Annotated in this window: 10 protein-coding genes; 4 read left to right on the top strand and 6 right to left on the bottom strand. The window is 46.7% G+C overall.

The annotated features are described in order from the left end of the window. Positions 1-53: 53 nt before the first annotated feature. Positions 54-983 carry an alpha/beta hydrolase gene (locus J7E78_RS12065; RefSeq protein ID WP_215076424.1) on the bottom strand — a complete coding sequence of 310 codons (930 nt, stop codon included), beginning with the start codon at positions 981-983 and terminating at the stop codon, positions 54-56. 558 nt (positions 984-1,541) lie between these two features. On the opposite strand from J7E78_RS12065, the gene J7E78_RS12060 reads away from it, so the two are divergent. Next, on the top strand, positions 1,542-3,809 hold the full coding sequence (locus tag J7E78_RS12060; protein WP_215076423.1) for a galactose-binding domain-containing protein: 2,268 nt from the start codon (positions 1,542-1,544) through the stop codon (positions 3,807-3,809). Between the two features lie 69 nt (positions 3,810-3,878). On the opposite strand, the gene J7E78_RS12055 is transcribed toward J7E78_RS12060, so the two are convergent. Next, on the bottom strand, positions 3,879-5,126 hold the full coding sequence (locus J7E78_RS12055; protein WP_215076422.1) for an MFS transporter: 1,248 nt from the start codon (positions 5,124-5,126) through the stop codon (positions 3,879-3,881). Between the two features lie 26 nt (positions 5,127-5,152). Then, positions 5,153-6,079 carry an ADP-ribosylglycohydrolase family protein gene (locus J7E78_RS12050; protein WP_215076421.1) on the bottom strand — a complete coding sequence of 309 codons (927 nt, stop codon included), beginning with the start codon at positions 6,077-6,079 and terminating at the stop codon, positions 5,153-5,155. A 504-nt stretch (positions 6,080-6,583) separates the two neighbouring features. Here J7E78_RS12050 and J7E78_RS12045 point away from each other — a divergent pair. Together J7E78_RS12045 and J7E78_RS12040 are read left to right on the top strand one after the other, a co-directional pair. After that, positions 6,584-7,252 (top strand): HAD family hydrolase, encoded by a 669-nt coding sequence (locus J7E78_RS12045; protein WP_215076420.1) that lies wholly within the window; start codon positions 6,584-6,586, stop codon positions 7,250-7,252. Between the two features lie 47 nt (positions 7,253-7,299). Beyond that, positions 7,300-8,472 (top strand): mannitol-1-phosphate 5-dehydrogenase, encoded by a 1,173-nt coding sequence (locus J7E78_RS12040; RefSeq protein WP_215076419.1) that lies wholly within the window; start codon positions 7,300-7,302, stop codon positions 8,470-8,472. Positions 8,473-8,720: 248 nt separating this feature from the next. Here J7E78_RS12040 and J7E78_RS12035 read toward each other — a convergent pair whose 3' ends face one another. The 3 genes from J7E78_RS12035 to J7E78_RS12025 form a co-directional block, all read right to left on the bottom strand. Next, entirely contained in the window at positions 8,721-9,611 is an 891-nt protein-coding gene (locus tag J7E78_RS12035) for a hypothetical protein (protein WP_215076418.1), read from the bottom strand. A 141-nt stretch (positions 9,612-9,752) separates the two neighbouring features. Beyond that, entirely contained in the window at positions 9,753-10,406 is a 654-nt protein-coding gene (locus J7E78_RS12030; RefSeq protein ID WP_215076417.1) for a YkyA family protein, read from the bottom strand. Positions 10,407-10,443: 37 nt separating this feature from the next. Beyond that, positions 10,444-11,346, bottom strand: coding sequence for a polysaccharide deacetylase family protein (locus J7E78_RS12025; RefSeq protein ID WP_311517070.1), 903 nt, complete (start codon positions 11,344-11,346; stop codon positions 10,444-10,446). Positions 11,347-11,574: 228 nt separating this feature from the next. Here J7E78_RS12025 and J7E78_RS12020 point away from each other — a divergent pair, with 228 nt between their 5' ends. Then, complete coding sequence (locus tag J7E78_RS12020) at positions 11,575-12,519, top strand: DMT family transporter (protein WP_215076416.1); 945 nt, start codon at positions 11,575-11,577, stop codon at positions 12,517-12,519. Positions 12,520-12,572: the final 53 nt, after the last annotated feature.

Below are 12,572 nucleotides of genomic sequence, written 5' to 3'. Positions count from 1 at the left end.
TGCACAATACAGAACTGAGGCTGTTGCTCATTTACCTGTATGGGGGCCTGCTCTTATTTAAAGATTCGTTGTGAGAACTGATACAGGCCGCTGTTCCAGACAGATGGTTCGTGTCCACCTACATCCAGATACCAGGTATGCGGAATATTCATGCTGCTCAGACCGTTTTTAAAGTTCTGGCTGACCCATAACAGACCGTCACTTGATCCACAGGAGATCCAGAGCAATTTGAGTTGGCTAGCGACTTGTCCTGGGTTGGAAACCAGCTGCGATACAGATTGCGTATTCGGTGCGGCCGAGAAGGCCCCTACCCAGGCGAAGGTATTCAGATTTTTCAATCCGAAGTTAAGCGACTGCCCACCACCCATGGACAGACCGGCCAATGCACGACTATTGCGGTCTTTGTACACCGGATAATTGGCCTCGATATGAGGAATCAGATCCTTGAGCAGGTCTTGCTCAAATCGTTCAAACGCAGCCACTTTGTCCGGAGCAAAAATGTCACCCACTGGACGGTCGTCCTTCATGGCACGGCCATTCGGCATGACAACGATCATATCTGACAGCTTGCCTTCGGAATACAGGTTGTCCAGAATGTTCTTTGGTTTCATGGCGTTAACCCACTCATGCTCATCTCCGCCGATGCCATGCAGGAGATACAAAACGTTATACTTTTTATTGGGTGAATATCCTGGCGGCGTGTACACTTGAGCTTTCCGTGCATTTCCAACAGTTGTGGAATAATAGGAGATCAGATTTATATTGCCATGTGGAATATGGTTTCGATATGAGTCATAGCCAGGGGGTGCGGGTATGACCTGGCTTGCAGCCAAAGCGTTGGCCCCTTCGTTGCTGGATACATTCTGCGTTTCATATGCTGCGTTCTGAGCACCTTGGTTGGAATCCGTGGCAAAAGCCATCGTTGGTGCAACCATTGCAACAGCCATCGAAAGACTTAAAACGATAGATAGACGTTTTTTCATATTCAACTTCTCCTCTCAATTTGGTAAGACGAGTCCTGACTGTTCTGGAGGATCATTAGATCCTGCTTTATGCTGAGCAACTTCTGCATGTAACCTTACCTAAGCAGGCCTTCAACGGACCCTCTAGTATTGAAAACGTTTACATTTTTACCTTGATCACCTCCTTTCAATTTAGCAATTCATCATACACTTACGTAGATAGACATTTCTATTACAACAGGAGTAATGACTTATATAGTATATTATAGCTTTTTTATCCATTATCGCAACTAAATTTACTCGATTTGAAAGTTTCAAAGTGAATTCCCTATTTGAATTTCAAAGTATATCCTCTATAACGTTAGATTATTTCTTAAACCTTTCCACCGGCATTCTTGAAAATGTAAAATTATGTTGTTAAATTGAATATTTTACCTTATTATATTTTCAAAAGGGGGTGACCCTGACAAGTCTTCCACAGACTGTCCATATTTTTTTCTGAGAAACGTCTCCACAAAGCTGCCAACGGTTAAACCCATCTCTTTTGCAACTATTCTATTTTTTGGGAGGAAAATGATTATGCACACGGTGCGCTCGTCGTTCCACAAAGCCTTGGCTTCATTTCTGGTCATTGCGTTATTACTTCCTTTACTGGCAGGTGTATGGCCTTCACATGTTTATGGTGCATCTAACAATGAAGGAAATATCACATTAACGGCTGATAATGAATTTACACTTTTTATTAACGGCAAGCAAACGGGGAAAGGCAACGACTGGAGCAAGGCGTATACGTTCCCTGTACAGATTCAAACCGGTAAAAATGTCATTGCAGTGCAGGCAGGGGATTGGGGTAGCTATGCGGGGCTGCTCGCAGATCTTAGCTACGGGGATGAAAATATAGTATCTGACTTCAACTGGAAAGTATCCGAACGATATGTTGAGGGTTGGGAGCAGCAAAACTTCGATGACGCGTCATGGTCACGCGCTACTGACTTTGGACGGTATGGCAGTGAACCCTGGAAGCAAGTCAGTGGCATGCCTGAGGAAACTAGTGCACGCTGGATCTGGCCAGGCAAGACCAACGTGGATACTCCTGTTAGGCAAGCCTATTTCCGAATCACCTTCGAGGTTTCCGAAGACGGACTGGCGATCAGTAATCCCATCACGTCCTCAGGTCAGTTTGAACAGGTGGATTATAAGTTAAAGCCGACTCTTCCCATGCCTTCCTCCATAGTAAAGAAGCTTCCCTTGGTCAATGCTGTCTTTGAAACGGTTGAAGAAAAAGGCTCTTTTGAGCTTAGTGCCCAAGAGGCTGCTCAGATCGGTAACAGCCTTGTCCAAGGCCAGATCTTTCTGGATCAGTCCTCTGCCCGGGCCATCAAAGTAGCGAGTACCAGTAGAAGCTCCGGTGGAACAAGGGTAGAATATACCACCCCAGGTGTGGAAGAATTATTCGATTACTATGATATTCCCGAGCAGGAGGTATCTTTCGAAGAACGCAATATCGTCATGCCCGACCCTAACATGGTGATAGACAGCACGGATTTGCTTATGCAGGATACCGCCTCTTCATCCGATTCTGATATCGCTGACGATTCTGATATCCAGCAATTCAACATAGACAATACCATCCAAAATGATATGGAAGCGCAATCAATTGAAACCGAGACCAATTCCATGGACTTGAAGGATGTGATTCGTGCCGCCGGAGCAGGTGATTTTACCAACTGCAAAAAAGTCGGCAACGAATTTGTATGTGATTTTAAGAAAGTTCTTATAAATCAACAAAATGCAAACGGAAACAAAGTTTACGTTGAAGCTGGCGGCAAGCTCACCCTGATCGCACCCAAAGTTACAGGAAAATATGGTTTCTGGGGAAAATACGATCTGAAATTCACAGCCGGAGAGAAGGCCAACATCTACATCAAGGGCGACGCCAAATTCAAAAAAGAGGTAAAAGTACCGATTATGGGCTTTAATCTCAGTGCAGGCAGCCTGGGAGCCGTATCGGTTGGCGTATTCCTGGTCATTGGCGTTGACGGCAACGTCACCTTTGAATTCCAGGTCGATCAGGGATACACGGTTACTGCAGGAGTCAAAGGAAAAACACGTGTTTTCATTCCTGTGAAAATCCAGCCTTACAGCAGTGTGAACCGATATCTGACGGTAACTCATAAGATTGAGGGACAAATCACGGCTTGGGCCGGGGCCAAAGCCGAAGTAGGGCTGAAAATCGCTGGGAAGAAAATACTTGAGGTAAGTGTTTTCGCCGGAATTGAAGGCACTGGGAAATGGACAAGCAGCAATAACGTGCCAAGCACCATGTCTCTAACCATTGATGCTCTCGTCAAAGGAGAAGGGGCCGTATTTAATAAATCCTTCAAGCTCTTCGAGCTGCGCTGGAATCTGGTCAGGTTGGTAAAAAATCCGACAAGCGGACCGAACTTGGCACGAAGTGCCCTCATCACGGTAGATTCTACCTACCCAGGATATTCTGCGACCCGAATCAATGACGGGGACCAAAACACGACATTAGGTGAAAACTATAGCTGGGCCAATAACCGCAATTCTTCACTTCCCCAATATGTCGTCATTGACTTGCAGGCAGCCAAATCCATCCAGCGGGTAGATTTGTATACTTCACAGGGATACCCAATTGCCAACTATGACCTGCAATACTGGAACGGCACAACTTGGGTGAATCTTGTTCAGATCACAGGAAATCAGGAGTTGAAGCGATCGCATGCCTTCACAGCGGTCAGCACTTCTAAAGTCCGTGTCGTCGCGAGCAAGGGTCCGTCCCATCAAACAAACTATGTCCGAATCAATGAGCTAGAAATCTATTAAAACAGTAGCGCAAAAAAACCTCAGATTCCTCGTAATATACGGGAAACTGAGGTTTTTTTATCAGGCTTTCTATTGTACCGATACTGGCTCCACAACGTTCGGAATCTCCGGCAAACGCCGTTTACGGTCCATTACCAAACTGACGAACAATCCCAGTAACCCCAACGCGGCAATAACTGCTGCATATAAAGGTACGGATATAAGTCCCGTATGGGTAATTGCATACCCGCCCATATAGGCACCAGCGGCATTTCCCAAGTTAAATGCCGAATGACTTGAGGTTGTCGCCAGCAGCGGTGCTTCACGGGTCATATTCATAATCCGAATCTGAAGTCCCGGCATAATACCAAAAGCCGCAACGCCCCAGAAGAATATCGTAATTACCGCGAGATACGGATTCTCCAGCGTAAGCGTAAGTGCTGCCAGAAGAACCGCCAGGATCCCAAAATTGACGATCAGGGAAGGCATCAGCTTCCAATCTGCCAGACGGCCGCCGACCATGTTCCCCAAGGTAACGCCGAATCCGAAGAGCACCAGAATCCAGGTTACATTCTGCTCGGCAAAACCACTAATGTCCACAAGCATCGGTGTGATGTAAGTAAACACGGCGAACAGACTTCCACATCCCATCGCTCCAACGAGCAGAACCAATAATACTTGGGGACGAACCAAATTCCAAAATTGCTGTCCGAGGTTTGCTGGTGCGCCTTGCGGGAGAACGGGAATGAAACGAATGATGCCAATTAACGAAATGATGCCCAAGATCGTAATCGCCCCGAAAGATGACCGCCATCCAAGCTGTTGCCCGATAAATGTACCAAACGGAACGCCAATAATGTTGGCAATCGTGAGTCCTGCGAGAACAACCGATACCGCCCCTGCCCTTCTCTCGGGTGCAACAAGCCGTGTTGCCATGATTGAACCTACACCGAGGAACGTACCATGGGCAAATGCCGTCAAAATCCGTGCCGAGATCAGTAACCCATAGGTGGGAGCAATGACAGACAACGCGTTCCCGATAATGAAAATGTACATCAGCAGCACCAGCAGTTTTTTCTGCGGAATCTTGTGTGTAAATACGGTCAAAATCGGCGCACCTACCGCTACACCAAGCGCATATCCCGTAATGAGTTGTCCCGCCTGTGGAATGCTCACATTCAGATCTGTCGCTACATTGGGCAGTAAGCCCATAATAATAAACTCAGTCATACCAATCGCAAAAGCTCCTATCGTCAGACATAACAGGGACAACGGAAACGCCCCTCGTTTACCAGACTGCGAAGCCTCTAATTCTGTTTTGTGTCGAGTCGTGCTCATAGATGTTCTCTTCTCCTGTCTCTTCATCAACGATTTTCTGTCGCCTTCAACCACAAGGCATCTGTTAGTTGTTCGAACGTTTCACGCATGACCAGCTTGTCCCGCCAGTGTGCCGGAATACCGCTGAGTCCGTAATAAGCACCTGCGATCTGCCCATACACCGCGCCTGTAGTGTCCGCATCATCACCCAGATTAACAGCTAACAACGCGCCTTCTTCAAAGCTTGACGACATATGGAACGCCCATAGTGCTGCTTCGAGTGAACGAACCACATAACCACTGCCCTTAATTTCCGGCGGTTCTTTGCTCTGATAGGAACCCATAACAACCTCTTCAATAGCGGGCGAAAAAGTAGGTTCTTCCCTCCACTGTCTGCATGTCTCCGGCATCAGCATGGCGCTCTTGTCTGCTCCGTGCAGACCGGCAACAATTATGGCGGCCAGCACTTCACAGGCTTCCACACTTTCCGTTGCAGCATGTGTTGTCCGGGAGCTCAGCCCGGCATAACGAACCGCCTCGTTTGGTTGATTAGCATAAGCCATTGCGACAGGTGCAAGCCTCATGATAGAGCCATTGCCCGCCGTCATCGGGTCAGTTGATCCGCTGTAGGCTTCTCCAGTTATCTCAAACCTCTCCAAGGCACTTCGCGTGGCCCCGCCGATATCAAAGCAATTGCCTGTACTGCTCATATACCCGACCTTGTACCAATTGGTGTATCTACGCATCTGATCCGCAGGATCAAAGTCTGCCTTGCGTACCAGACTTTCTGCCAGACATAGAGCCATGGATGTATCATCTGTCCACTGCCCTGCTTCCAGCCCGAATACGCCGCCACCCACGATATCGGTAACAGGTTCAAACGTACCCGGACTACTGAATTCCACAGTTGTTCCCAGCGCATCACCCACTGCAAGCCCGATGAAGCAGCCATTGAAACGGTCCCTTTGAAGCATGCTTGTCTTCCTCCCTTACTCCATATACTTTCAGAATCTCTCTTCCTTCCATTCTCCCACAGGGTCTGATCTGGCGTAAAGCTAATAAAGTCCAATAAATTAAGCTCCATTTCTTCTATTATAAAAGTGTCGAAAGCTGTTGAACGGTCGGATCATCCAATTTTCATAAAAAAAGTTTTATTTTTTTGAGCTGTAAAAACAGTTTATTCAGTACACCGCTTACATGCAAAAGGGTTAACGGTTTGCAACGTTCATCATTTTCTGAAAACAAATCAATAATGTGAAAATTTTCAATGTAAACAATCATGACATTCTTGACCCTCCGGTTTGTCCTATGTTACGGTTTTATTAGCTTCAAACGCATATTTCCCCAAATTAAAATTCATTTTCGGTGTATTGCGTCAACTAATATAACGCAGATTAATGAATACAGGGAATGAATTTGCAGAAAATTTTCATTTTGTTTCATCCCCAAATTAATTCTGAAACAGGAGGAACAAATTTATGATTAAGGCACTGGTGTTTGATTTCGACGGAACGATTATTGATACAGAGACAGCATGGTATATTGCTTTTCGTGATGCTTACAAGGAACACGGCGTAGATTTAACCTTGGAGATGTATTCACAATGCATCGGTACCAGTCTGAAAACATTTAACCCGTATGAGTACCTCATCACAGATTTGAATCTTCCGATCGATCGGGAAGCGTTCAGGGAATCCGTTCAGTTGCAGCACGCTGCATTGATGAACAAAGAGAAGGTGCGTCCTGGTATTCAGGAATATCTTGAACAAGCACGTGAAGCCGGACTGAAACTGGCTGTAGCATCCAGCTCCAAACGGGAGTGGGTCGAACAGCATCTGGAACAACTCAAACTGAAAGATTATTTTGAAGTTATCTGTACGGCAGATGATGTTGCGAACGTGAAGCCTGACCCGGAACTCTTCATTCAAGCGCTTGAAGCCCTTGGAGTAACTGCAGACGAAGCCGTAGCGATTGAGGATTCACCTAACGGCGCGCGTGCAGCTGCTGCGGCTGGTATGCACTGCGTAGTCATCTCGAATACCATCACAGGAACACTGGAATTCGATATGCCTCACCAACGGCTGTCTTGCTTGACTGACCTTACATTTAACGATTTGATTTCGAAGCCACTCGTCACTACCGTCTAAGGTCTGCACGAATTTCGCGATCTAATCCTTAAAGGGGGAGTTCACACATGAAAGCTGTACATTTTGGTGCGGGCAATATAGGCCGCGGTTTTATCGGTCATATGTTGTCCGCTTCCGACTACGAAGTCTGCTTTGTCGCACGTAACCCGAAGAAAATCTCCATGCTTCAAGAGAGACAGGAATATCCGATTACCTTGGCAAATAGGGATCAGGATACAACGATTGTCAACAACGTTACTGCTATCAATGTGAGTGAGCAGAATCTGGTTGCTGAAGAGATCGCTTCAGCCGATGTGATCACAACCGCGGTGGGTGTATCTGCACTGGGAGATATCGCCGAACCGATCGCCAAAGGCATTCAACTTCGCATGAAAAACAATAATCAGGCTCCACTGCATATTATTGCGTGCGAGAATGCCATCGGTGGCAGCACCAGGCTGAAGAAACGCATCTATCCCTTTCTGGATGAACAAACTCGTAAAAAAGCCGAACGTTATGTTTCTTTCCCCAATGCAGCTGTGGACCGGATTGTTCCGGCTCAAAACCACAAAGACCCGCTGCAGGTCACTGTTGAACCTTTTTACGAATGGGTCGTTCATCGTCCAGCACTTCTGGATGGATTTAAGAAAATAGATGGCGTTCACTATGTGGATTCCCTTGAACCTTATATCGAGCGTAAAATGTTTACGGTCAATACAGGCCACTGTGTCGCCGCATACTTCGGCTATCTCGAAGGATTCAAGACGATCCGCCAGGTGATGAGCAACTCCACCCTTCGGGCAAAGGTACGCCATGTTATGGAAGAGACGGGTCAGATGCTCATCCAGAAGCATGGATTCAACGCACAGAAACATAACAAATATATCGACACCATACTGGAACGTTTCGCCAATCCCAACCTGACGGATCAGGTCACCCGGGTTGGACGTTCTCCCCTTCGCAAGCTTTCGCCTCATGATCGGCTTGTTCGCCCAGCGATGCAGGCCAGTGAATTCGGAATCGAAATTCCTCATTTAACTTCTGCTATGGCAGCCGCAATGCTGTTCAATGACAAACGCGACGAGGAAGCGATCAAGCTACAACACATGATTCGCGAAGATGGCGTCTCTGCCTTCATCCGTGAACGCATGGGAATTTCCGACGAACATCCCGTTCATCAGAATGTAATCGCCAGCTATCAGGAACTCAAAGGGCGTAAGGAATCGACTATACTAACCTAATTATACCTATCAAGGCTATTCGTTCGATCCCGCAAACTGAATAAAAACACGGTGAAGAAGCCGGGAGGAACCTATGCATGGGCATCATTCCTTCCGGCTCTTTGTCTCTGCATGGCACAGTACATTCTATCTATATTGTAGTAATGTTAATAAAACAGCGTATCTCCTCTCTCAAGGAAACACGCTGTTTAGGGAATCTTTTTAATTTCACTACATCGTTTGGCTCAGCCTTGTGGCTCATCCATTTTCTACTCATTCATAATGGAATTGAGGGATGCGTATGCCATGGGCAGGAAACCTTCCGAAGGTTCACCAATAGGTGCTTGGATGTGAAAAATGAAACCATTGCCGTCCAGTTCTTTCACAATAAAATACTCTGTCTTCTTATCGTTCTGGGACATCATGTACAATCTTGCATCCTTCATCGGGCCCTTGCTGAGTTGTTCATCCGTTAACTGCTTCACTTCTCCGGTCTCGGACAACTCTTCCTTGGCATCCATCTTCAGCGCATCCAGATTGTAATTCGTCGGCAACTTCTCAATCTCCACCTCATAATCCGGATCAATCTTCATTGTTAATTCATGGTCTTTCGCATCAAAAGCCATCGGTTCAAACACATAAAGTGAATAACCTTTCGCTTGTGCCAGTGTCACTGGGCGTTTCTCGCTCATGCCTTCTACCGTCACTTCCAGCTCTGATGTCTTCGGACGATCGGACGTTACTGTACCGCCTGCATTGGAACCGTTATTGTCATCACTCGATTCAATCTTTGCAATCTCTGTAAGTACCAATTGTTTCGTTGTTGCATCAATCGTTTTCTCTACATATTTGAAACGAACGGAATCTTCGTCATCAAGATCATCCAGAGACTTCTGCAGATCTTCGCTCACCTGGAATGACATTGGCTTCTCATTCACTCGAATCTCAACGGTATGCGGATCAGCCCATCCAGTCAGAATACCTTCTGCTTCCATTGCAGCACTTTCATTCGGTTGTTGCTCCGGTGCTGGTGACTGTTCTTCCGTATTGTTCACTGGTGGCTGTGCAGCAGGAGTACTGTTCCCACAGGCCACAAGCGAGAATCCCATAAGTAAAACCAGGAGTGAGGCACTGACTTTCATTGTATTTCCTTTTCGCATATGAACACCTCCGTTAGCTTATACGCAATGATGCTGTCCATGTTACTTCTCATCCATTGGCATAGCTGTATACTAGTACTTACACGGGAGAAAGGCAGCTCAATCATGCTAAATGTCTGAACGATTATTGTAGTCCTTTACCTAACTGGCTTGATCCATCTGTACCAGTTTGGCATTGGCTCCGTTAAATGCTTTGGTCTGAAGGTTAAATTGCTTTCGGAATTCAGCAAGCTTCGCATATTCGCTATTCCGTACCCGAATGGCTCGCTTAATCTTAACCAGATTAGGTTCTGTACTTTCTCTCATCAGATCATACAACTGCTCATCAGCACTCAGACTCAGCTGATACGAGGCAACAAAATTTTCCAATGCACGTGCTCTTGCTTCATATTGATCCAGCACCTTTTCAGCCTGTGCTAACGTTTCTTTTTTTTCAAACGATAGTTCCTGAAGGGAGCTGCGCAGGGCCACCGTCTTCTCGTGGGTCTGTTTCATCGCCTCTTCCGCCTGTTTCAACAACGTTCTTCGTTCATGAATATGACCTGCTGCCTGATCCAGCAGTGCTTCGAGATCACTGTTTTTGTTCTTGCCTTTGTCTAAAATAGACTTGTATAACTTCATATCTTCCTGCTCATGATTGGCCAGCGTCTTCAAACTCTGATCGATCTCCTGGCCGCTGAGCACCAATTGGTTTACCTGATTTGCCGCAGGCTCCTGCGGATCTCCACAACCACTCGCCAGCAGAATTAGCAATACACTAACTGCCGCAAGCGCCACTTTTTTACTCGTTAGCACCCAAGTCCTTCCTCTCTTGCATCATCTTGTTGTTATATTACAAGCGGGTATCTCCGCTAAAATTGGCTACCCAGTGTGCATCCGGATCGTATACTTCGAATTCGTAACCCCGATCTTCGAGTAACTTCAGAATACGTGGCAAAGCCTGAACCGTCTGCTCGCGCTCATGCATCAGAATCACTTCCTTATCCCGATGTACACTTTTGCTCACCCGGGCCACAATCTTGTCCGGCTGACCGGGAAGATTCCAATCGAGTGAATCTGTCGTCCAGTCCCACATTTTGAACCCGGCTGCCGCAATGTCACCTCTGAACTTTTCACCGATCTGTGGACTGCTGCCATAAGGTGCACGAATAAGATGAGGCGTAAAACCAATCAGGTCTTGCACCATCTTCTGCTCTTTCTTGAACTCTTTCACAAAGTTCGCAGAACTGCCACTCTTATACAGCTTTTTATAGTTGTGTGTCATGCTGTGAAGACCAGGGTAACTGCCTTCCTTCAACAGCCGTTTCACTGCAGCTGAATGCTGATTCAACTGACGTCCGATCATGAAAAAGGTAGCCTTTGCCTCATGCTGCTTCAATATATCCAGCAGTTGTTCCGTATATTCAGTTGGTCCATCATCAAACGTTATGTATGCCAATTTGCGAACCTGACCCTGGAACCGTGCCGGCTCCTCCTTCGCATCAGGAGTAACCTGTATCATGCCAAGCTTGGCGGGCTGCTCGATTACAGTCATCGGAGGCGGCGCTACAACGCTTTTGATCCAATGCGTCATGCCAAGGAATACATATGTAATACCGGTAACGAACAATACCAGTAGCATTAGAGCTATGCTAATCCTTCCATACCGGATTTTTCTTCGTTTATGTGTTTTCGTGCGACTTGTGCTAGGCGGAATACTGCCACGTTCTCCCGCTCTCTCTTGTTGAACTCTCACTGTCATGCCACTTCCTTACTTTCATTTTTTCCCGATTATTGGTATATTATCTCGTTTCATGTCTCTATATAGAAGATTAATAGAAAAATGGATCGGGAGAATGACAGAATAGTTACAAGCCAGGTTACAATCTACTTATCTCTTTGTTCTCTTTATCTTTCCTGCGGTTATCTTCTCCTGTATAATGAAGTGATTTACGCCATCAGACTTCAAGAAGGAGCTACACCCATGACAAGCTTGAACCGTGCCGGCAGATCTATCTATCTGTTATTCTTTGTCGGCATTATCGCCATTTCTTTTTCTTCGATCTTTGTACGCTGGTCTACCGCAGATGTTGCGGTCATTGCCATGTACCGTCTATTTCTGACCAATCTGCTGATGCTGCCTTTTGTCTGGAAATACAGACATGAGATGATGCGTCTAAGCATGAGGCAGTGGGGCTTGCTGCTTGCATCCGGTGTGATGCTGGCCCTTCATTTCCTGCTCTGGATGGGTTCGCTGCGGCTCACCAGTGTTGCCAGCTCCACAGTTATTCTCGCGCTGGAGCCTATACTGATTCTTGCCGGTTCGGTATGGCTGTTCAAAGCCAAAATTAACCGCATGATGATCATCGGCATGGGCATTGCCCTCTTTGGATCAATCGTCATTGGCGCAGGAGATTTCCAGTTGGCAGGCACTGCCCTGCAAGGTGATATCCTGTCTTTGCTTGGCACGATTGCAGTCGCTGTCCATATGCTGCTGGGTCAATTTTTGCGAGCGGGGCTTAGTGCATTTTCGTATAACTTCTGGGTGTTCTTCGTGGCTGCTTGCACGCTGGCGGTGTATAATCTGATTATGGGCCATCCGTTCGGAGGTTACGCTGCGTCAGAGTGGGGAATCTTCCTGTTGCTGGCCATTGTGCCAACGATCTTTGGACATTATCTTTTCAACTGGCTGCTGCAATATATGAATGCCACAACGGTATCCATGGGCGTACTTGGAGAACCCGTATTCTCTTCAATGCTGGCCTGGATGCTGCTCGGCGAATCCCTCAGTGCATTACAGATGTCTGCCGGGGTCGTCATTATATTCGGGGTGTGGATCTTCATTCGATATGGCAAAACCAAACCTCAACCTATTCCCGCCGATGCTCCTATCGCTGGTAAAGGGCCTATAGAACCTACTACGGTATAACGTATTTTTTCGTAATGCATAGTTATTTACGACTCTACCACTCTCATAAGGCG

Source organism: Paenibacillus polymyxa, assembly GCF_018614975.1.
Classification (GTDB): Bacteria; Bacillota; Bacilli; order Paenibacillales; family Paenibacillaceae; genus Paenibacillus; species Paenibacillus polymyxa_E.
This window is presented reverse-complemented; position numbering and strand designations above follow the sequence as displayed.

What these genes read in the sequence shown, in the direction of transcription:
- J7E78_RS12045 (WP_215076420.1), top strand. Translation starts at nt 6,584, where the DNA reads ATGATTAAGGCACTGGTGTTTGATTTCGACGGAACGATTATTGATACA.
- J7E78_RS12035 (WP_215076418.1), bottom strand. Translation starts at nt 9,611, where the DNA reads ATGCGAAAAGGAAATACAATGAAAGTCAGTGCCTCACTCCTGGTTTTA.
- J7E78_RS12020 (WP_215076416.1), top strand. Translation starts at nt 11,575, where the DNA reads ATGACAAGCTTGAACCGTGCCGGCAGATCTATCTATCTGTTATTCTTT.
- J7E78_RS12050 (WP_215076421.1), bottom strand. Translation starts at nt 6,079, where the DNA reads ATGCTTCAAAGGGACCGTTTCAATGGCTGCTTCATCGGGCTTGCAGTG.
- J7E78_RS12060 (WP_215076423.1), top strand. Translation starts at nt 1,542, where the DNA reads ATGCACACGGTGCGCTCGTCGTTCCACAAAGCCTTGGCTTCATTTCTG.
- J7E78_RS12040 (WP_215076419.1), top strand. Translation starts at nt 7,300, where the DNA reads ATGAAAGCTGTACATTTTGGTGCGGGCAATATAGGCCGCGGTTTTATC.
- J7E78_RS12055 (WP_215076422.1), bottom strand. Translation starts at nt 5,126, where the DNA reads ATGAGCACGACTCGACACAAAACAGAATTAGAGGCTTCGCAGTCTGGT.
- J7E78_RS12065 (WP_215076424.1), bottom strand. Translation starts at nt 983, where the DNA reads ATGAAAAAACGTCTATCTATCGTTTTAAGTCTTTCGATGGCTGTTGCA.